Below are 20950 nucleotides of genomic sequence, written 5' to 3'. Positions count from 1 at the left end.
GTGCCGGGGATGGTGGGGAGGCGCCGGTGGCCGTGGTGCTGCCAGGCGTCCTCCCGCGGGAGCGAGGCCAGCAGTCCGGCCGTGTACGGCGCCCTCGGACGGTCCAACACCCTCGCCACCGGGCCCTGTTCGACCTGGCGGCCCGCGTACATGACGAGCGCGCGGTCCGCGTGGTCCCGGACCACCGACAGGTCGTGCGTGATCAGCACGAGCGCGGCGCCGACGGCCTCGCGCTGCTCTCCGAGGACCCGCAGCACCTGCCCCTGGAGCTCCGCGTCCAGCGCCGTCGTCGGTTCGTCGGCCACGAGCAGGTCCGGCTCGTTGACGGTCGCCATGGCGATGACGGCACGCTGGCGCATACCGCCGGAGTACTCGTGCGGGTACGCGCGCGCCCTGCGTACGGCGTCGGGGATGCCCACACGGTCGAGTGCGGCGACCGCGCGCGCACGGGCCTCCTTGCGCGAGACGCCGGCCACCGACCGTACGGCGGCGGCGAGTTGGTCGCCCACGGGGTGCACGGGGGAGAGCGCGGAGAGGGCGTCCTGGGGGACGAGCGCGATACGGCGGCCGCGCTGGGCCGCGAGATCGGTCGCCCCGCACAGGCGCACCGTCCCGCTCGCCGTCGCGCCCCGGGGCAGCATCCCGAGCAGGGCCCGTGCCGTGAGGGACTTGCCCGCGCCCGACTCGCCGACGAGGGCGAACACTTCACGCGGACGGACGTCGAAGGACAGGCCGCGCACGGCCTCCACCCCGTCGAACGCGATCCGCAACTCCCGCACCGACAGCACCACGTCAGACTCCAACGGTGGCCTCCTTCGTCAAGGCACCTGCCTTGGTGACCCTTCGCGTACGCCGTCCTCCGCGTCCTCCGAGTCCTCCGCGTCCTTCCGCGTACGCCGCCGTCGACACCGCGAGACCGGCCAGCAGGGCCAGGGCGACCGCCGGGGCGAGGGCGGCCCACGGGGCGCGTTCCACGTAGGCGCGGGACTCGTCGAGCAGCAACCCCCACTCGGGCGTGGGCGGTTGGGCGCCGAGGCCCAGGAAGCCCAGGGACGCGAGGGCGAGGGCGATGCCGGGGAGGCGGAGGATCGCGTGGCGGGTGACAGGGCCGGCCACGGAGGGCAGCACGTGCCGGGTCAGGATCCACGAGGGGCTTGCCCCGATGGCCCGTTGGGCGGCCAGGAACGTCGAGGCGCGGACCTCCTGCACCAGGGCCGCCGCGTGCGCCGACAGAGCGGGCCAGGACAGGAGGGCCACGGCGAGGGCCGCGCCGCCCGTTCCGGGGCCGACGACCGCCGCGACCAGGATGCCCGCGATCACCGGCGGCAGCGCGTTGGCGATGTCCGAGGCGCCGGACGCCACGGACGGCAGGAAACCGAGGGCCAGCGACAGGAGCAGCCCCGCCAGACAGACCGCGGCCGCCGTGCCGATCGTGGAGGCGGCGCCATGCCCCAGCCGGGCCAGTACGTCCCGGCCGAGCCCGTCCGTGCCGAGCGGGTGCGCCCAGGACGGTGCCAGCAGCCGGGAGGTCGTGTTCACCGCGTAGGGGTCGCGCAGCAGCCCCCAGCCGACGGCCGTCACCAGCACCGCCGCGAGCACCACGGGGACGGCCGGACGGGTACGGACCGGGCGGGCCGTGGGCAGGGTCAGGCCCGCGTCCCGCAGCGCCGGGCCGAGCAGCCGACGCCGTACGGCGGCCGCGAGCGCGCCCGTGACCAGGCCGAGCGCGAGCAGTGCCAGGACCGACCCCTGGAGCAGCGGCAGGTCCTGCGACTTGGCCGCCCCCAGTGCCGTACGGCCGATGCCGGGCACCGCGAACACCGTCTCCACGGCGACCGCGCCACCCGTCAGCCCGACGGCCGCCATACCGAACTGCGGGACCAGGGGCGGCAGTACGCGCCGCAGCGCGGCCGCCGAGACACGCGCCTTGCTCACCCCGGCGCCCCGCCACAGCTCCACCCAGCGCTCGTCCAGCACGGCGGGCAGCGCGTCCGCGACCAGGCGGCCGAGCAGCCCGCCCGCCGGCACACCGAGCGCGATCGCGGGCAGCACCATGTACAGCGGGCCCTGCCAGCCCGAGGTCGGCAACCAGCCCAGCCACACCCCGCACACCAGCAGCGCGACCGTGGCCAGCAGGAACTCGGGCACGGCGGCGAGCATCGCGGCGAACGCCCCGGCCGAACCCCGGCCCCGGACGAGCACCGGCGCCACCAGCGCACACGCCAGCAGCACCGCGACCCCGAAGGCGGCGGCCATCAGGCCGAGCGACACCTGGAGGCCCGCGACCACGGAGGGGAGCACCTCCGTGCCCGACACCCATGACGTGCCCAGGTCGCCGTGCGGCAGTCCGGAGGCCCAACTCCCCAGCAGGGAGAGGGGGCCCGCGTCCAGACCGAGGTCGGCGCGGATCGCGGCCAGGGCCTCGGGTGTCGCCTCCTGCTCGGCGGACCGCGCGCGCAGCACGGTCAGCGCGGGGTCCCTGCCGGAGAGCCACGGCAGCAGGCCGACGGCCGCCAGTACAGCGGCGAGGCAGACCAGGCGGGTGATACCGGCCGTGCTCACCAACCGCCTCATGGACAGCTTCACCTGACGTACGTGTCGGCCGTGACCAGCTCGCGCTCGCGCGGGTCGTGGGCCGCGCCCGTCACCCCGGCCGCGTCGCCCTGGACCACGCGCTCGTGCAGCATCGGCACCGCCGCGTCGGTGGCGAGCACGGCGGCCTCGGCCTCGCTGACGGCCTTGCGGCGGGTGTCACCGGCCTTGGCCTCGGTGGCCTTGTCCAGGGCCGCGTCGACCTTCCGGTCGGCGAGCTGGGAGATGTTGAAGGAGCCGTCGGAGCCGAAGTCGCTGTAGAGGTACGCGGCCGGGTCGCCGGAGTCGAGGATCGTCGCCCGGGAGAGGATGAACGCGTCGAACGCGCCCGCCAGCGCGTCGGACTCGATGTTCGCGTACTCGCGGATCTCCAGCTGCACCTTGAACCCGGCCTTCTGGAGCTGCTGTTGCAGCGCGGCCGCGACCTCGGGCAGCTCGGCCCGGTCGGTGAACGTGCCGATGGTGATCGGCTTGCCGGACGGGTCACCGGCCTCTGCCCGCTTCACCGGCGACCGCAGCTCGGCGGCCCAGGGCAGCGCCGGACCGAGCAGCCCCTCGGCGACGTCCGCCCGCCCCTCGTACACGCCCTCGACGATCGACTTCGCGTCGATGGCCTCACGGGCCGCCGCCCGGAGCGAGGCGTCCTTGAAGACGCCCTTCTCGGTGTTCAGGTACAGGGTGTTGGTGCGCGGCATCGGGACCTCGGTGATCAGGTCCTGGTCGAGCACAGCGGCCTGGGAGACGGGGACGGCCTCGACGATGTCGGCCTCGCCGCTGCGCAGGGCGGCCGCGCGGGCGGTGCCGTCCGGCACGAACCTCACGTCGATTCCGGGGGACTTGGCCTTGCCGCCCCAGTAGTCGTCGTAGCGGTCGAGGGCGGCCGAGGAGGTGCCGTTCACCTTGGTCAGCTCGAAGGGGCCGGTGCCCGCGCCGACCGGGTTCACCGTCTTGCCCCGGTACGCCTTCGCCGCCAGGACCGACAGTTGCGGTGAGCTGAGGCGCTGCGGGACCAGCGGGTCCTCGGCGGCCGTGGTGACGGTGACCTTGTCGTTCTCGGCCTTCGCGGTCAGCTCGACGCCGTCGAGGATGCGGGGCTTGGGGGAGGCGGTGGCCGCCCTGGTCAGGGAGCGGACGACCGCCTCGGGGGTGAGCCGGGTGCCGTCGTGGAACGTCACCCCGTCACGTATCTCGAACGTCCAGGTCCGCCCGTCCTGCTGCCACCTGGTGGCCAGCGCCGGCTTCGCGTCACCCTCCGCGTCCAGCTTCACCAGCGTCTCGGCCGTCGACCAGCGGGACAGCTTGAACGCGTCGTCGGAGAGCGGGGACAGCCCCGAGCGCGGCGGCTGCATCATGGCGAGGCGTATGCGACTGCCTCCGGCGGACGTGTCACTGGTTCCGGCCGAGGTGAAGCACCCGGTGAGCAGGGCTGAGGCCGCGGTGAGGGCCGCGAGGGGAAGCAGACGAGCGGGCAGGCGCACGGGGCCCTCCGGGTAAAGGAGCGGTCAAGAGAGAGTGCGCTGGCCGTAGCATGATGACAATCGTTTTCAAGAGTCAGGGGTGGCCGGGCTCAGAGACGGTGTGCCTTCAGGGCCATGTGCAGCAGCAGGCGGTCCTCGCCGTCGTCGAGGTCCAGACCCGTGAGCTGCTCCACGCGGGAGAGGCGGTAGTACAGCGTCTGCCGGTGGATGCCCAACTCGGCGGCCGTGCGCCCCGCCTGGCCCGCGCAGTCCAGGAACACCTCGGCGGTGTGGGCGAGTTCGCGGTGCGCGTCGGTCAGCAGCCTGCGTACGGACGGGTCCTGGACCGCTCCGAGGGACAGCGTGGTGAGCAGGCGGTACGGGCCGATGCGGGACCACTCGGCGATCGGGCCCAGCCGGGGCTCGGCCAGCGCGGCGCGGGCCGACGCCGACGCCTCCTGCCATGCGGTGCCCAGGTCGGCGAGCCCGGAGCGGGCGCCCGCGACGCCGGCCGCCGCGTCCGCACCCGCCCGCTCCAGCAGCCGGGCCGCCGCTGTCCGGGCCGGCTGCGACACGTCCGCCGAGCGCAGCCGCACCAACAGCGCCAGGCTCTGGCCGGCGGCCCCCCACGGCACCGTGCACAGCGCCGTCGTCCCCGGCACCGCGCGCGCGGACGGTGCGTCGGAGGGGTCGGCGGACGGCCAGGGGGTCACGCAGACCACCGTGTGGAGGCCGTCCGCCCGCGAGCCGAGGCCCGTGCGCAGCTCGCCCACCGCCATGTCCTGCTGCCAGCCGGGCTCCGCCGTGAGGGCCGCCCGCAGCTCACGTGTCAGGTCCGCGCCCGCCTGGGCCTCGTCCACCAGGAGGGCGCCGATCCGGGAGGTCACCTCCATGGCGGCGGACAGCTGGGCGTCGGTGGGTCCCGGCTCGCCGTCCAGCAGCCAGACGTACCCGAGGACCACACCCCGGTGGCGGACCGGGAGGCAGATGCGTCCCCGGTACACCCCCGCCTCCGGAGTGGGCGGGATCCGCACCGGACCGGACGCCCGGGTGATGCCGAAGCCCTCGAACCACTCCCGCACGGTCACTGTCGAGCGGCGCGTGAGGATCGAGCGGGTGCGCACGGGGTCCAGCGCCGACTCGTCGAGGTCGCCCTCACTGTCGTACGCCCCGAAGGCGATCAGCTCGAAGTCGCGGTTCTCCAGCGTGGCGGGCAGGCCCAGCAGGCCCGAGATCTCGTCGACCAGCTCCTGGTAGTCGTCCCGGCCCGCCGTACCTCCCGCCTTGAAAACGTCCGTCACTCGGGCATTCTCCCGCATCTCCCGGGCCCTTCATACATCTGTCTGAGATCCAGGGCACGGATGCGTGACGTCTGTCGATGGCCGACGATCGGAGGGATCCTTAGGTTTCACGGTGGTTCTTCGTGCCGTCCCCGACTGGTCGGGTGGCGGCCATCCGCTGGTTCCCTTGTGGAGGTGCCCCGTGCTGGGTCCCGTGATTCTCGCCGCGTCGCGCAGCGACCGGATGCGCCGGATGATCTCGGCGGCACCCGTGACCAAGTCGGTCGTCGACCGCTTCATCCCCGGTGAGTCCGTGGACGACGTCGTGCCGGTCATCAAGGAGCTCACCGGCAAGGGCCTGTTCATGACCATGGACGTGGTCGGCGAGGACATCACCACGCCCGAGCAGGCCGGGGCCGCCCGGGACGCGTACCTGGAGCTGATCGGCCGGCTGGGCGAGCTGGAGCTCGGGGCGCGGGCCGAGATGTCGGTCAAGCTGTCCATGTTCGGGCAAGCGCTGCCAGGCGGCCATGAGCTCGCCCTCGCCAACGTCCGGCCCGTCGTCGAGGCCGCCGCGGCCATCGGGACCACGGTCACGCTGGACGCGGAGGACCACACCACCCTCGACTCGATGTTCGCGATCCACGACGAACTGCGGAAGGACTTCCCGCAGACCGGGTGCGTGATCCAGTCGTACCTGTTCCGCACCGAGAAGGACGCCCGCCGCCTCGCCGCGAACGGCAGCCGCGTACGCCTCGTGAAAGGCGCGTACAAGGAGCCCGCCGAGGTCGCGTACCAGCAGAAGCACGAGATCGACCGGGCGTACGTCCGCATCCTGAAGATCCTGATGGAGGGTGCGGGGTACCCGATGATCGGGTCCCACGACCCGCGCCTCATCTCCATCGCGCAGGAACTGGCCCACCGCGCCCGGCGCAAGCCGGACGAGTACGAGTTCCAGATGCTGTACGGGATCAGGAGCGACGAGCACCTTCGGCTGGCCGCCGAGGGCCACCGGATGCGCGTCTACACCGCGTACGGCACCGACTGGTACGGGTACTTCATGCGGCGGCTCGCGGAGAAGCCGGCGAACCTGCGGTTCTTCGCGCGCAGCATGATCACCAAGGGCTGACCCTCGCACCCCACCCCGCACCCCCGCTCGCAACACCGCTCAAGAAGGAGTTACGGAACCCATGGACGCTGTGACCCAGGTCCCCACCCCCGTCAACGAGCCGGTGCACGGCTACGCCCCCGGCTCGCCCGAGCGCGCCCGGCTGGAGGCCAAGCTCAAGGAGCTGGCCGAGAACCCCGTCGACCTGCCCTGCACCATCGGCGGCGAGAAGCGGCTCGGCGGCGGCGAGCGCTTCGACGTCGTCCAGCCGCACAACCACAAGGCCGTGCTCGGCAGCTACCGCAACGCGACCCAGCAGGACGCGCAGGACGCCATCGACGCGGCCCTCGCCGCCGCGCCCGCCTGGCGCGCCATGTCCTTCGACGACCGCGCCGCCATCATCCTGCGCGCCGCCGAGCTGCTGTCCGGGCCGTGGCGCGAGACCATCGCCGCCTCCACCATGCTCGGGCAGTCCAAGACCGCCCAGCAGGCCGAGATCGACGCCCCCTGTGAGCTGATCGACTTCTGGCGCTTCAACGTGCAGTACGCCCGCGACCTGATCGCCGAGCAGCCGGTCGCCAACTCCCCGGGCGTCTGGAACCGCCTCGACCACCGCCCGCTGGAGGGCTTCGTCTACGCGGTCACGCCGTTCAACTTCAGCGCCATCGCGGGCAACCTGCCCACCGCCCCCGCCCTCATGGGCAACGTCGTCATCTGGAAGCCGTCCCCGACGCAGACCCACGCGGCCGTCCTGCTCATGCGGCTGCTGGAGGAGGCCGGGCTGCCCAAGGGCGTCATCAACCTCCTCACCGGCGACGGCATCGAGGTGTCGAAGGTCGCCCTGGAGCACCGCGATCTCGCGGGCATCCACTTCACCGGTTCGACGCCGACCTTCCAGTACCTGTGGAAGACGGTCGGCAACAACATCGAGAAGTACCGCTCCTACCCGCGCATCGTCGGCGAGACCGGCGGCAAGGACTTCCTGGTCGCCCACCCGAGCGCCGACCGCGCCGTGCTGAAGACCGCCCTGACCCGGGGCGCCTTCGAGTACCAGGGCCAGAAGTGCAGCGCGACCTCCCGGGCGTACGTCCCGGCGTCGATCTGGAACTCCGGCTTCAAGGAGGAGTTCGCGGCCGAGGTCGACGGCATCACCATGGGCGACGTCACCGACCTGTCGAACTTCATCGGCGCCGTCATCGACGAGCGCTCCTTCGCCAAGAACAAGGCCGCGATCGACCGCGCCAAGGAGGACCCCACCTGCACGATCGTCGCGGGCGGCACGTACGACGACTCGGTGGGCTACTTCGTCCGCCCGACCGTCGTCGAGTGCGGCGACCCGGAGAACGAGGTCTTCCGGACCGAGTACTTCGGTCCGTTCCTCGCCGTGCACGTCTACGAGGACGAGCAGTACGAGGAGATGCTGACCCAGATGGAGTCGGTGGCCGACTACGCGCTCACCGGCTCGGTCATCGCGGGCGACCGTGCGGCCGCCGCGTACACGGCCGAGAAGCTCCGCTTCGCGGCCGGCAACTTCTACATCAACGACAAGTCGACGGGTGCCGTCGTCGGCCAGCAGCCCTTCGGCGGCGGCCGTGCCTCGGGCACGAACGACAAGGCCGGCGCCCCGCAGAACCTGATGCGCTGGACGCTCACCCGCGCCATCAAGGAGACCCTGGTCCCGCCGACCGACTACACCTACCCCCACATGGGCTGAGATCCCGGCACACTCTCCACCATGACCTGGACGGAGAGCGGGACGACGGGGACGGTGACCGCCGACGACGGCGTACGGCTGTGGGCGAGCGGGTCGGGCCGTGGCACACCCCTGGTGATGTGCCACGGCGGCCCCGGACTGTGGGACATGTTCGAGGACGTGGCCGGGCTGCTCGGCGGTCTGGCCACGACCGTCCGCTGGGACCAGCGCGGCTGCGGTCGCTCCGAGCGGTGCGCCGGGCCGTGGACGACCGAGCGGTTCGTGGCCGATCTGGACGCCGTGCGCGCGCACTACGCGCCGGATCGCACGGCGCTGCTCGGCCACTCCTGGGGCGCGCAACTGGCGCTGAGCTATGCGCTGGCCCATCCGGAGAGGGTGAGCGCGCTCGTCTACGTCGCCGGAATCGGCATCGGGCCCGATGCCGACTGGCGCGGCGCCTATGAGGAGAACCTCCTCGCCCGGATCGGCGAACATCCCGAACGGCGCGCCCGATGGCGGGAGTTGACCGACCGCCCGCAGCGGACGGACGAGGAGGAACGGGAGTGGGCGGTACTGCAGTGGACGGCCGAGTTCGAGGACCGCGAGCGCGCTCCCGAGCACGCCGAGCGCATGGCCGACCCCTGGTTCGGCATCAACACCGAGTGCAGCAAGGCCCTCAACGCCGAGCGGAGGCGGGCCTGGGGCACCCCGGAGCTGTACGCAGCCTGCCAGGCCCTCGACCTGCCCGTCGTCATCGTCGACGGCGAGCGGGACATCCGGCCGCGCTCGGCGGTCGACTCGCTGGAGCGGGCCCTGCCACAGGTACGGCGGGTGGTGCTGCCGGACGCCGGCCATCTCCCCTGGGTCGAGGACCCGGACGGCTTCCGCGAGGCGGTCGCGACGGTGCTGTGAGTACCGTCGCGACCGCCCCGCGCGTCGACCGCAGGGCTCAGCTGTCGCAGCTCGTCCGGCCCTGCCACCAGCGGCACGCCACCGCCGCGAAGCCGCCGTCCGCGATCACCGGCACGGCGAGGGTGTCGCCGCCCCGGACCACGTGCGGTGCGCGGACGAGTCCCGACGGGCCGTCCGTGACCGTTTCCACGAGCCAGCGGCCGGAGCCCAGCCGCATCGGAACGTCCACGGTCTGGGCCGCGCCCGCGAACGTACCGCCGATGAACCACCGTCCGTCGGGCGCCTGTCGGGCGAGGACGGCGGAGCGGCCCGGGTCACCGGTCAGCAGCCGGGTGTGCTCCCAGCGTGCGGGCAGCTGCTCCAGGTAGCGGCGGGCCTCGGGACGGGCGTCGTACGACTCGGGGGTCCCGGCGAGGTTCTGGATGCCGGATTCGTAGAGGACCGTCAGGCCCAGCTCACCCGCGTCCGAGTTCACGTTGGGCCGGTACGGGCGGTGGAAGGCGCCCGGGGTGAAGTCCATCGAGCCGATGACGTTGCGGGTGAAGGGCAGGGCCGCGAGGTGCTCGGCGGTGTTGGTGCGCTTCTCCTCGCCGCCGACGCCCTCGAAGGTCATCACCTGAGGCCAGGTGCGCTGCAGGCCCTTGGGGATGGTCGAGCCGTGGAAGTTGACCATCAGGTGGTGGCGGGCGGTGGCCTCCAGGACGTCGTCGTACCAGCGCATGCGCTCCTGGGACTCCGAGTCCATGAAGTCGATCTTGACGCCCTTCACGCCCCAGCGCTCCAGCGTGGACAGCCACTTCTCGCGCTCGGCGGGGTCCGTGAGCAGCGTGTAGTGGAGCCAGACCTGGATCTTGACGCCCTTGGCCGCCGCGTACCGCACCAGCTCGGGCATCCAATTGTTCGTCTGCCAGTCGGGGTCGATGACGTCCCACTCGCCGGGCTTGTAGTACCAGCCCGCGTCCACCACCTCGTACGGCCAGCCGCGCTCGGCCGCGTAGTCGACGTACTTCTTCTGCGCCTCCAGGCTCTGCCCGGCCTCCTTGCCGCCCGCGAGCCAGGTCCACAGCGCGGGACCGGGCTTGATCCAGGAGGTGTCGCGGACGCGGGAGGGCGGGGCCAGGTCGTCGACGAAGGTGGACTCTGTGACGGTCGCCAGGTCGCCGGTGATGACCGCCCGCCAGGGGGTGGTGAGCGCGGAGCCGTCGGGCACCTGGACCGGTTCGTCGTTCCAGAGGGCGACCTTGTACGTCGGGGAGCCCTCCTCGTGGGTCAAGTGGGCTCCGGAGTAGGAGCCGTTGACGTCCGACTCGGCGATCAGGGCCTGTCCGCCGGGGGTGTTGAAGAGGGCCTGCATCATGTAGGTGCCCGTCGTCGGCTGCGTCGCCGACGCGTACCGGGAGAAGAGCAGCTCGTTGTCGGGGCGGTACTTGCCGATGACCGCGTCCGTGCCCGTGGGCAGTGTGAACGCGGACGCCTCACTCAGGACGTCACCCTCGTCGCGGGGGAGGACGTAGCGGTAGGCGACGCCGTCCCGGGCGACCCGGGTCACCAGGTCGACGCGGGCGCCTGCCGCCGTACGGAACCGGAAGCGGGACTCGGTCATGTCGACCGTGCGCCGCTCGGACTTGCCGGTCGTGCTGGTGTAACTCCCGGCCACCTTGCGGTCGCTGCGGCCGGTGAAGGTCAACTCCTTGGTGAAGTCGGCCCGTTCGGTGACCAGACCGACGGGCGACGGCTCCAGGACCGTGCGGTCGCCGCGTCTGACGGCGAGGGTGGGCCGGCCGTCGGTCGGGTCGAGGGCCACGACGGCGGTGGGGGAGCCGGGCGGTCCCGACACCTTCCAGGACTTCGCCTGTGGCGTGGGGTCGGCGAGGGCGGGCGGTGCGGCCACTGCCGAGGCGAGGAGTGCGGAACAGAGTGTCAGTACGAGGGGGCGCGGCCTTAGTAGGGCCGGTATGGCGGGCATGCGGCTCTCCCTGTCACAGTCATCCGATGACTGTGAGAGTGAATGCGCTTTCTGGGGCTGTCAAGGAGTCTCGCAGCCATATACATCGGATAACTACGCGGTGTGACGCACCGCACTGTCTCAGATAGTAGGAAGCCCAAGTAATTGTGGAGACAGGTGACCCTCCGTCGCTTACTTTTGTAGGAGCCGAACGTCTCGCTCGACCAAGCGAATGGCGGTCGTGAGCCGGAGCCCGAAGGCAGGCAACCCCTGCGGCCCCGCTTCCCGCCTCATCCGGCGTCTGTCTCGTAACCCCTCTTTCCGTATTCCCGCATGTCCTCGAAGGAGTGGATCCCTCATGGCCGAGACTGCCCGCCGCCGAGTCCGTCGCGTCTCCCGTACGACCGACTCCGACCGCAAGAACGCCGCCGCCGCGCTCCAGCGCGCCCTCGACCGCAGGGACAACGGCGGAGCGACCGGACACTGATCCGAGCCGTTCGAGCAGCACCTCCCTTCAGCCGGGAGCCGCACCCCGCCCGGGGTGCGGCGCGGCCGTGGGTACGGACCCGTCGACGGGCCCCGGCTCACTTGCCGCGCCGCACCTCGAACCGGTCGATGCGCTCGCCCTTCTCCGTGAGCGCCGACACCTTCAGCCGGGCGGCCCCGGTGCCCGTACCGGTCTCCACCTCCACCGAGAGGAAGGAGAACCCGTTGTACCGCACCCGCGACCACTCCACGGTCTCGCTCTTCTCCTTCTGCGACTTCGTCCAGAGGAACGACTCGATGGACTCGCGGTCCTCGACGTGCCCCTCGTAGCTGTCCTTCACGCCGTCGGGAAAGCCGTAGAGGGTCTTACCGCCGCCGCCCGCGGTCACGTACACGATCCCGTCCCGTGTCGGATCCGTCGACGCGCCGATCGGTACCGGCTTGCCGACCTCGCCGTTCTTGATGGCGTCGGTCCGCTCGTACACATGGTTGTGTCCGTTGATCACCAGGTCCACCTGGTGCTTGGTGAACAGCGGCAGCCACTCGGCGCGCAGACCGCCGTCGGACGCGTGCTTCGACGTCGAGTAGGCGCAGTGGTGGAAGAAGACGACGATGAAGTCGACCGAGTCGGACGCCCGCAGGTCCTTGAGCGTCCGGTCCAGCCACTTGGTCTGCTTGCCGTCCGTGTAGCCGAAGTTGGCGGGAATCTCGTACGAGACGTCGTTCGCGTCCAGGGACACCACGCCGACGTTGCCGTACGTGAACGCGTACACGCCCGGCGCCTTGCGCGGGTCGAAGCCGTTGTCCGGGAGGGAGAAGCGGGCCAGCTGCCCGCCGTACCCGTCCGGCGAGTACCAGGCCTCCATGTCGTGGTTGCCGACCGCCACCATCCACGGCACCGACTTCGCCACCGGCTCGGTCTGCTTGAGGAACGAGTCCCATGTCGACGGGTTGAACAGGTCCGACTTCTCGCCGTGGCCCGTGTTGTCGGCGTAGCAGATGTCGCCCGCGTGCAGGTGGAAGGCGGGCTCCTGACGCAGCAGCACCTTGTCGTTGGCGATCGCCTCGGCGCTCACGCCCTGGTCGCCGAAGGCGGTGAAGACGAACCTCTCCGGGCTCGCGGGCGCTGTACGGAAGGAGGCGATCGTCGACCGGCCCTGCGACGAGGCGGGGTCGAAGCCGTCGTGGCCGACCCCGTAGTAGTACGTCGTGCCGGGCCGCAGGCCGTCCAGGGCCGCGTGCACGTAGTACTGCTCGTACGCCGGACGGCCCCCCAGCGCCGGGGTGGACAGGTCGCGGACCTCGGCCTCGATCTTCCGGCTCAGGTCGTCGGGCTTGAGGCCCACGCGGATGTACGGCTTCCTGACCGCGAGCGGCACCTGCCAGGAGATCCGCATCTGTGTCTTCGGGTCGGCGCCGAAGGCGAGATGCCGGCCGAACGGGGTGACGACGGAACCGTGCACCCGCTCCGTGGAGGTCGTGCCGGGCGCGGGCGAGCGGTCCGCCGTCGCCGTGTCCGACCCCGAGCAGCCGGTCAGCAGCCCGCCTGCCACCGCGCTCGCGGTCACCAGCGTGCGGCGCCGGGACAGTCTCGTGCGCAGGTACTCGTGCTGTTCCGCCATGCTCATACGGCGCGCGATGTGCTGCGGAATGCCGAAGTCCGGTGTCTCCATGGGAGAGAACTTCCCAGCGGTACCCAACTCCGGGCAAACGCAGGGGTGAACGCCAGTCAACGGATTGGCGCCGGGGCGACACGAAGGGGTCCACATCGCGGACACCCCGTGTCATTCCATGGGACAAGGAGTACGGTGCCGTCATGTCTCGCAGCATCGATCTCGCAGTGATCCCCGGTGACGGCATCGGCCAGGAAGTCGTGGCCCAGGGTCTGAAGGTCCTCTCCGCCGTCCTCCCCGAGGACGTGAAGCTGGAGACCAAGGAGTACGACTTCGGCGCCAAGCGCTACCACGCCACCGGTGAGACCCTCACCGACGCCGACCTCGACGCCCTGAAGCAGCACGACGCGATCCTGCTCGGCGCGATCGGCGACCCGTCCGTGCCGTCCGGCGTCCTGGAGCGCGGCTTCCTGCTCAAGCTCCGCTTCGCCTTCGACCACCACGTCAACCTGCGGCCGAGCAAGCTGCTCCCCGGCGTCGCCACCCCGCTCGCCGGCCAGCCCGAGATCGACTTCATCGTGGTCCGCGAGGGTACCGAGGGCCCGTACACGGGCAACGGCGGCACCATCAGGAAGGGCACCCCGCACGAGGTCGCCACCGAGGTCTCCGTCAACACGGCCTTCGGTGTCGAGCGCGTCGTCCGGGACGCCTTCGCCCGCGCGCAGGCCCGCCCGCGCAAGAAGCTGGCGCTGATCCACAAGAACAACGTGCTGGCCTTCGCGGGTCACCTGTGGACCAACATCTTCAACAAGGTGGCCGAGGAATACCCCGACGTCACCACCGAGTACATGCACGTCGACGCGGCGACGATCTACCTCGTCACACAGCCCGAGCGCTTCGACGTGATCGTCACCGACAACCTCTTCGGCGACATCATCACGGACCTCGCCGCGGCCGTCTCCGGCGGCATCGGCGTGGCCGCCTCCGGCAACATCAACCCGAGCCGCGAGTTCCCGTCCATGTTCGAGCCCGTCCACGGCTCGGCCCCGGACATCGCCGGCCAGGGCAAGGCCGACCCCTCGGCCACCGTCCTGTCCGTCGCCCTCCTGCTGCGCCACCTCGGCTACGAGGCCGAGGCCGCGCGCATCGAGGAGGCCGTCTCCACCGACCTCGCGGAGCGTGTCGGCAAGCCCGCTCGCTCCACCGACGAGATCGGCGACGCGCTCGCCGTACGAGTAGCCGGCTGACCCCGCCGCGCCACTCACGCTTTCCGAGTAAGCCGCCGGGTCGCACCCCACGCACCCGGCGGCTTTCCTGTGCCCTCGCCGGGTGTCACCATCAATCTCCCTGGGCATGCCCAAGGGCCGCATTCTTGCCATTCCTTCCACGGCCGCCCGCTTGAGATAATCGAACGCGGAGCCGCCCAGCGGGGGAATGCTCGGACGTCCTAGCACTGGTCCGCCAGAGCCGTACCGAGCGCGGCCCGCCACACACATACCGGTGAAGGACAACGACTCATGACGACGCCCACGATCGAGCTCAAGCCCTCGGCCAATCCGCTCTCCGACGCGGAGCGGGAGGCGATTCTGGCCAACCCCGGGTTCGGCCGCCACTTCACCGACCACATGGTGACGATCAAGTGGACCGAGGGCCGCGGCTGGCACGACGGCCAGCTCGTCCCGTACGCGCCGATCTCCCTCGACCCGGCCACGATGGTCCTGCACTACGCGCAGGAGATCTTCGAGGGCCTCAAGGCCTACCGGCAGCCCGACGGGTCCGTCGCCACCTTCCGCCCCGAGATGAACGCCCGGCGCTTCCAGCGGTCCTCCCACCGCCTCGGGATGCCCGAGCTACCGGTCGAGACGTTCATCGAGGCCTGTGACGTGCTGGTCCGGCAGGACAAGGCGTGGGTGCCCGCGCACGGCGGCGAGGAGTCCCTGTACCTGCGCCCGTTCATGATCGCCACCGAGGTCGGCCTGGGTGTGAAGCCCGCCAACGAGTACCTCTTCCTGGTGATCGCCTCCCCGGCCGGCGCGTACTTCCCGGGCGGCGTCAAGCCGGTCTCCATCTGGCTCTCCGAGGACCGTGTCCGCGCCGTCCCCGGCGGCATGGGCGACGCCAAGACCGGCGGCAACTACGCGGCCTCCCTGCTCGCCCAGGCCGAGGCCGCCGCCAAGGGCTGCGACCAGGTCTGCTACCTCGACGCGGTGGAGCACAAGTGGGTCGAGGAGCTCGGCGGCATGAACCTGTACTTCGTGTACGGGGACCGGATCGTCACGCCCACGCTGACGGGCTCGATCCTGGAGGGCGTCACCCGTGACTCGCTCCTCACCGTCGCCCGCGACCTCGGATACACCGCCGAGGAGGGCCGCGTCTCCCTCGAGCAGTGGCAGGGCGACGCCGAGAACGGCACGCTCACGGAGGTCTTCGCCTGCGGCACCGCCGCGGTCATCACCCCCGTCGGCACCGTCAAGCGCACGGGCGCCGAGTGGCAGCAGTCGGGCGGCGAGCCCGGCGAGGTCACCGTCCGGCTCCGTGACGCGCTGCTCGACATCCAGCGCGGCAAGGCCAAGGACGCCCACGGCTGGATGCACGGGCTCGGCTGACCCCACCGATGACCGTCGGGGCCGCCCCGGACTTCTGGTCCGCGGCGGCCCTGGAGCATGCTCGCGGACGCACGACGCGACGTCCGGATTGTGCGTAGATGAGCGGAGTGACCCGGGGTTGGCGGTGTATTCGTATCCCGGTGAGCCCTCGGCGCAGGGCCGGGGGAGAAGACAAGGTTTCGGGGGGAAACCATGTCCGTCACCGCACGTGCTTCGTTACGCCACTCTCGGCGCGTCTCCACGCGCGTCGGCTCAGGCGCGGCGCTGCTGCTCACGCTCACCGCGGCCGCCACTGTTCCGGCCGCGGCAGCGCCACAAGCACCGCACACACCACACGCCCCGCGCGTCGAGCGGGTCAGCCTCACCTCCGACGGGCAGCGCAATGAGAACGACCGGCCGCGGGGGGACCACCTCGCACGTACGCCGCCTGCGATGATCAGCGCGGTGTTCGCATCCTGAGACGGAGGGTGAGCACGGGGACAGGTTGTGCCAGACTGCCTCCGTGCTCTCGTTCGCCATGATTATTGGCAGCAGGCGCGCCGGTCCGCAGTGACCGCCACGTACGACAACGTACGGGCGGACACCGTCGTCCTCGACCCGCGCGCAGACCTCTCGCACCCGCGAGAGGTTTTTCGTTTTCCTGGCCCACCATCAGCCGGGAAGAGAGCGCGAGGAACATCGGGGGACGGTGGAGCCGGTCATTCCGGTAGACCGAGACCCAACACAGGAGCCGAAACCATGACCGAAACCAGTGAGCTCGACGATTCCTTCCACGTCTTCGACACCACCCTGCGCGACGGCGCGCAGCGTGAGGGCATCAACCTCACCGTCGCGGACAAGCTGGCCATCGCACGGCACCTGGACGACTTCGGCGTGGGCTTCATCGAGGGGGGCTGGCCCGGCGCCAACCCGCGCGACACCGAGTTCTTCGCCCGCGCCCAGCAGGAGATCGACTTCCAGCACGCCCAACTGGTCGCCTTCGGCGCGACCCGCCGCGCCGGCGGCAAGGCGAGCGAGGACCCGCAGGTCAAGGCGCTGCTCGACTCCGGCGCCGCCGTCATCACCCTGGTCGCCAAGTCCCACGACCGGCATGTGGAACTGGCCCTGCGCACGACGCTGGACGAGAACCTGGAGATGGTGCGGGACACGGTGTCCTTCCTGCGGGAACAGGGGCGCCGCGTCTTCGTCGACTGCGAGCACTTCTTCGACGGCTACCGGGAGAACTCCGAGTACGCGAAGGCGGTCGTCCGCGCGGCCTCGGAGGCCGGCGCCGACGTGGTGATCCTGTGCGACACCAACGGCGGCATGCTCCCCGCCCAGGTACAGGCCGTCGTCGCCACCGTCCTCGCCGACACCGGCGCCCGCCTCGGCATCCACGCCCAGGACGACACGGGCTGCGCGGTGGCGAACACCCTGGCCGCGGTGGACGCGGGCGCGACCCACGTGCAGTGCACGGCGAACGGCTACGGCGAGCGCGTCGGCAACTCCAACCTCTTCCCGGTCGTCGCCGCACTGGAGCTGAAGTACGGCAAGAAGGTCCTCCCCGAGGGCAGGCTGCGCGAGATGACGCGCATCTCGCACGCGATCGCCGAGGTCGTGAACCTCACACCCTCCACGCACCAGCCGTACGTGGGCGTATCGGCCTTCGCGCACAAGGCCGGCCTGCACGCCTCCGCCATCAAGGTCGACCCGGACCTGTACCAGCACACCGACCCCGAGCTCGTCGGCAACACCATGCGCATGCTGGTCTCCGACATGGCCGGCCGCGCCTCCATCGAGCTCAAGGGCAAGGAACTCGGCGTCGACCTGGGCGGTGATCGCGAGCTGGTCGGCCGGGTCGTGGAGCGGGTCAAGGAGCGCGAGCTCAAGGGATACACGTACGAGGCGGCGGACGCGTCCTTCGAGCTGCTGCTCCGCGAGGAGATGGCGGGCAAGCCCCTGCGCTACTTCCGCACCGAGTCCTGGCGCGCCATCGTCGAGGACCGCCCCGACGGCAGCCACGCCAACGAGGCCACCGTCAAACTGTGGGCCAAGAGCGAGCGCATCGTCGCCACCGCCGAGGGCAACGGTCCGGTGAACGCCCTCGACCGCACCCTCCGGGTCGCCCTGGAGAAGATCTACCCGCAGCTCGCGAAGCTGGAGCTGGTCGACTACAAGGTCCGCATCCTGGAGGGCAAGCACGGCACGAACTCCACGACCCGCGTCCTGATCTCCACGTCCGACGGCACGGGCGAGTGGTCCACGGTGGGCGTCGCCGACAACGTGATCGCCGCGTCCTGGCAGGCGCTGGAGGACGCGTACACGTACGGCCTGCTGCGGGCCGGGGTGGAGCCGGCGGAGTAGCGAGCGGTGAACAGGAGCAGTCACCGGTGAACAGACGGGCTCCCCGAGGCTGAGCGCTCAGTCCCGGGGAGCCCGTCCAGCGTCAGAAACCTCCGCCGAAGTCCCCGCCGCCTCCGAAGTCGCCCCCGCCGCCGAAGTCCCCGCCGCCGAAGCCGCCGCCGAAGTCGTCGCTGTTGAAGTCCGCGCCCGAGACGTCCCCGCCCTCGAAGCCGCCGCCGGAGAAGTCGCCGTATCCGGCGCCGTACATCGCGGCGTACGACGGGGTGGCCATCATGTGGCCGAGCAGGGTGCCGATCAGCAGGCCGGGCAGGATGCCGCCGCCGAAGTAGCCGCCCGCCCAGGGGCCGTAGGCCGGGCCCGCCTCCCAGTACGGGCGGCGGCCGGACGGGGTGTCCACCTCGCGGGTCATCGGGTCGAGGCCGTCGGCCAGCCGCGCCTGGTCGGCCGCGCAGACCGGGACCTCACGCGCGGTGCCGCCCTCGGGGGTCCAGGTCGCGTCGGCCACCGACGGGCCGTGCCGCGGGTCGAAGAAGCAGGGCGCGCGGCGCTCGGGCAGCGGGCGGCTCTCACGGCGCGCGGCCAGCTGCGCGAGCGAGAACCGGCCGTCCTCCAGGGCCTCGGTGACCCCGCGCACCTCCTCGGGGCGCCGGGCCGCGGCCATGAACGACTTCGCGCGCTCGTACGCGTCCAGCGCCCGCTCGTAGTCCGCGCGCATGGCGTCGTCCGCGCCAGGCTCCGCCGGGTGGAAGTCGAGGCGGTCGAGTTCCTCACCGAACGCGGTGATGTCCTCATCGACCACGACGCGCAGCTTCTCCAGCGCCGCACGCCGCTCCTCCTCCTTCCGGCGGCGGTTGCGGCGGACCAGGGCGTACGCGCTCGCGCCGCCCGCCGCGAGGACCGCGCCGACAGCGGCCAGGGCACCCGTGTCCACGCCCGGGTCGCCGCCGCCCCCGCTCCAGCTCGACGGTGCCGAGCCGCCGAGGCCGCTGCGCGTCGCGTCGTCGACGAAGTCGTTGAGCTGGGCCTTGGCGTCGCCCGTGTCCTGGACCGCGGTGACGAGGTTGTCCACCGCCGGCCGGCTCAGCACGCTGCTGTCGGCCCGCGCGTCGAAGCGGTCGCCGAGGCGGACGCCGTACAGACCGGTGATGCCGGTCTCCGTGCGGAGCTTGGCGAAGAGGTTCTGGGTCGGGAAGTCCGCCGGCAGGACCGCCACGAAGATCGGCTCGTCCGCGTCCTTGATCTTGTCCGCCAGCGCTTCGGCGTCCGACCCGGACAGCTGGTCGGTGGCCGCCGGATCGACGTAGACGGGACTCTCACGCAGGGACTTCGCGACCTCGGACACGTCGGTGGCCGCCTGCGCGCCGGACACACCGAACGAGAGCACTGCCAGCGCCACGACGAGCGGAACGGCCAGCAGGCGCAGAAGACCGCGAACGAGTGCAGCGTCCATATACTCGACGCTACCTCGCACGGGACGAAAGTGGACGAGATGGCTTCGGGGAGCTGTGAGAGGCCGATCCGGACCGGTCGTGCAGGGCGCGGCACGAGGCAACGGCACGCAGCCGAACGCCCGCCCACCGTACGGGGATCGGCGGGCGGGCGTGCTCAGGGGTGAGTACGGAGCCGTGGGGACTCAGCCGGCGTTCTTGATCGCGGAGATGTCGAAGACCAGCTTGATCTTGTCGGAAACGAGGACGCCGCCGGTCTCGAGGGCCGCGTTCCAGGTGAGGCCCCACTCGGAGCGGAGGATCTCGGCCTTGCCCTCGAAGCCGACGCGCTCGTTGCCGAAGGGGTCCTTGGCGGAGCCGTTGAACTCCAGGTCGATCGTCAGGGGCCTGGTGGTGCCCAGGATGGCGAGGTCACCGGTGATGCGGTAGTCGTCCCCGCCCAGGGGCTCCGCCTTGGTGGAGCGGAACGTCATCGTCGGGAACTCGTCCGTCTTGAAGAAGTCCGCGCTCTTGAGGTGACCGTCGCGGTCCGCCGAACCGGTGTCGATGCTGTCCATCTTGACGTCGATCGAGGCGGTCGACCGCGCCGGGTCCGTGCCGTCCAGGTGCAGTGCCCCCGAGAACTCGAGGAAGCAGCCCTTGACGTTGGTGACCATGGCGTGGCGGGCCACGAAGCCGATCGTCGAGTGCGCCGGGTCGATCGCGTAGTCGCCGGTCAGTGCCGCGAGGTCGGTGGCGGTCGTGGTCTCGGCGGTGGTCTCGGTGGTGCTGCTCTTGCTGCCGAAGATGCCCATGACGTGCTCCTTGGGGACGGGGCGCGGTCTTGTCCGGAAGCCGCGGCCGGATTTGTTGAATCTTTGACGAATTCAACGAGCCTCACCGTAGACCTATTCCCGTTCAACTTTCAACTTTCAGGAGCGGTGCGGTTCCGATTGGACCAGCGGACGGGGTGGTACTCGGCGATCATGTTCTCGGTCGCGGTCCTGGTCGAGCTGATGCGGAGCGGCACAGCGGGCGGTCACGTCAAATGCTGGGAACGCTTCGCGGAGAGCGCGGCCCGACTGCCGGACACCGCGGGGCTGGACCTGACCGTCTACTTCCTCGGCGACCGGGAGCGGATCGAGCCCCTGTCGCCACGGGTACGGTTCGTCATGCTGCGCCCGGTGCTCAGTACCGCCGCCCTGACGTCGGCCGACGACGCGGAGGACGTCTCCGACCTCGCTCCCTACCACCCTCGCCTCGCGACGCTGCTCCCTCAGCACGACGTCTGGCACCTGACGCACTGCTTCGCGTACGCCACGACCGCCGCCCGGCTCGCCCGGAGCGCGGCCCGGAGAGGGGCGGGACGGCCGAGGGTCGTGGGTTCTGTGCATACGGACCTCCCCGCGCTGGCGTCGGTGTACACCCGCTACCTCGCCGGCCGGGCGGCGGAGGAAATGGGCGAGTGGGCGGGGCAGCGGGCGGGGC

General features: G+C 71.2%; 15 protein-coding genes and 1 pseudogene. 8 read left to right on the top strand and 8 right to left on the bottom strand.

All coding sequences use genetic code 11. The features are described 5' to 3' along the window. From FNH08_RS19285 to FNH08_RS19270, 4 genes are all read right to left on the bottom strand, one after another. Positions 1-803: ABC transporter ATP-binding protein (locus FNH08_RS19285; protein ID WP_152772738.1), on the bottom strand; the 803-nt coding region annotated here is incomplete at its 3' end. Next, entirely contained in the window at positions 793-2574 is a 1782-nt protein-coding gene (locus FNH08_RS19280; RefSeq protein WP_152772737.1) for an ABC transporter permease subunit, read from the bottom strand. The genes FNH08_RS19280 and FNH08_RS19285, both read right to left, overlap by 11 nt. Before the next feature lie 8 nt (positions 2575-2582). Continuing rightward, positions 2583-4070 (bottom strand): ABC transporter substrate-binding protein, encoded by a 1488-nt coding sequence (locus FNH08_RS19275; protein WP_322724836.1) that lies wholly within the window; start codon positions 4068-4070, stop codon positions 2583-2585. Positions 4071-4159: 89 nt separating this feature from the next. Continuing rightward, positions 4160-5368: a PucR family transcriptional regulator gene (locus FNH08_RS19270; RefSeq protein WP_152772736.1), complete on the bottom strand. Its 1209-nt coding sequence runs from the start codon at positions 5366-5368 to the stop codon at positions 4160-4162. 163 nt (positions 5369-5531) lie between these two features. On the opposite strand from FNH08_RS19270, the gene FNH08_RS19265 reads away from it, so the two are divergent. The 3 genes from FNH08_RS19265 to FNH08_RS19255 all read left to right on the top strand — a co-directional run bounded on the left by FNH08_RS19265 (position 5532) and on the right by FNH08_RS19255 (position 9042). Next, positions 5532-6458, top strand: coding sequence for a proline dehydrogenase family protein (locus tag FNH08_RS19265; protein WP_322724835.1), 927 nt, complete (start codon positions 5532-5534; stop codon positions 6456-6458). A gap of 61 nt (positions 6459-6519) precedes the next feature. Further along, complete coding sequence (pruA, locus tag FNH08_RS19260; protein WP_152772735.1) at positions 6520-8151, top strand: L-glutamate gamma-semialdehyde dehydrogenase; 1632 nt, start codon at positions 6520-6522, stop codon at positions 8149-8151. A 21-nt stretch (positions 8152-8172) separates the two neighbouring features. After that, positions 8173-9042 (top strand): alpha/beta fold hydrolase, encoded by an 870-nt coding sequence (locus FNH08_RS19255; RefSeq protein ID WP_152772734.1) that lies wholly within the window; start codon positions 8173-8175, stop codon positions 9040-9042. A 37-nt stretch (positions 9043-9079) separates the two neighbouring features. Here the strand turns inward: FNH08_RS19255 and FNH08_RS19250 are convergent, their stop codons facing one another. Next, complete coding sequence (locus FNH08_RS19250) at positions 9080-11008, bottom strand: glycoside hydrolase family 97 catalytic domain-containing protein (protein WP_152772733.1); 1929 nt, start codon at positions 11006-11008, stop codon at positions 9080-9082. 337 nt (positions 11009-11345) lie between these two features. Here FNH08_RS19250 and FNH08_RS53110 point away from each other — a divergent pair, with 337 nt between their 5' ends. Then, the gene (locus tag FNH08_RS53110) at positions 11346-11474 is read left to right on the top strand and encodes a hypothetical protein (RefSeq protein WP_152772732.1); all 129 of its coding nucleotides are present in this window, start codon (positions 11346-11348) and stop codon (positions 11472-11474) included. 97 nt (positions 11475-11571) lie between these two features. On the opposite strand, the gene FNH08_RS19240 is transcribed toward FNH08_RS53110, so the two are convergent. Continuing rightward, positions 11572-13146 carry a purple acid phosphatase family protein gene (locus FNH08_RS19240; protein WP_152772731.1) on the bottom strand — a complete coding sequence of 525 codons (1575 nt, stop codon included), beginning with the start codon at positions 13144-13146 and terminating at the stop codon, positions 11572-11574. 143 nt (positions 13147-13289) lie between these two features. Here FNH08_RS19240 and FNH08_RS19235 point away from each other — a divergent pair, with 143 nt between their 5' ends. The 3 genes from FNH08_RS19235 (at position 13290) to cimA (ending at position 18035) form a co-directional block, all read left to right on the top strand. Beyond that, positions 13290-14333, top strand: a complete 1044-nt coding sequence (locus tag FNH08_RS19235; RefSeq protein ID WP_152772730.1) for a 3-isopropylmalate dehydrogenase — start codon at positions 13290-13292, stop codon at positions 14331-14333. A 270-nt stretch (positions 14334-14603) separates the two neighbouring features. Continuing rightward, complete coding sequence (locus FNH08_RS19230; protein ID WP_152772729.1) at positions 14604-15692, top strand: branched-chain amino acid aminotransferase; 1089 nt, start codon at positions 14604-14606, stop codon at positions 15690-15692. A gap of 738 nt (positions 15693-16430) precedes the next feature. Continuing rightward, positions 16431-18035 carry a citramalate synthase gene (gene cimA, locus FNH08_RS19225; RefSeq protein ID WP_152772728.1) on the top strand — a complete coding sequence of 535 codons (1605 nt, stop codon included), beginning with the start codon at positions 16431-16433 and terminating at the stop codon, positions 18033-18035. Positions 18036-18117: 82 nt separating this feature from the next. Here cimA and FNH08_RS19220 read toward each other — a convergent pair whose 3' ends face one another. Together FNH08_RS19220 and FNH08_RS19215 are read right to left on the bottom strand one after the other, a co-directional pair. Then, complete coding sequence (locus FNH08_RS19220; protein WP_152772727.1) at positions 18118-19485, bottom strand: hypothetical protein; 1368 nt, start codon at positions 19483-19485, stop codon at positions 18118-18120. A 183-nt stretch (positions 19486-19668) separates the two neighbouring features. Next, positions 19669-20277, bottom strand: a complete 609-nt coding sequence (locus FNH08_RS19215) for a YceI family protein (RefSeq protein WP_152772726.1) — start codon at positions 20275-20277, stop codon at positions 19669-19671. Between the two features lie 126 nt (positions 20278-20403). Between FNH08_RS19215 and FNH08_RS19210 the strand changes: the two are divergent. Continuing rightward, a pseudogene (locus FNH08_RS19210) lies at positions 20404-20950 on the top strand (hypothetical protein); the annotation flags it as partial.

This window comes from Streptomyces spongiae, assembly GCF_009377185.1.
In the GTDB taxonomy this organism is placed as follows: Bacteria; Actinomycetota; Actinomycetes; order Streptomycetales; family Streptomycetaceae; genus Streptomyces; species Streptomyces spongiae.
This window is presented reverse-complemented; position numbering and strand designations above follow the sequence as displayed.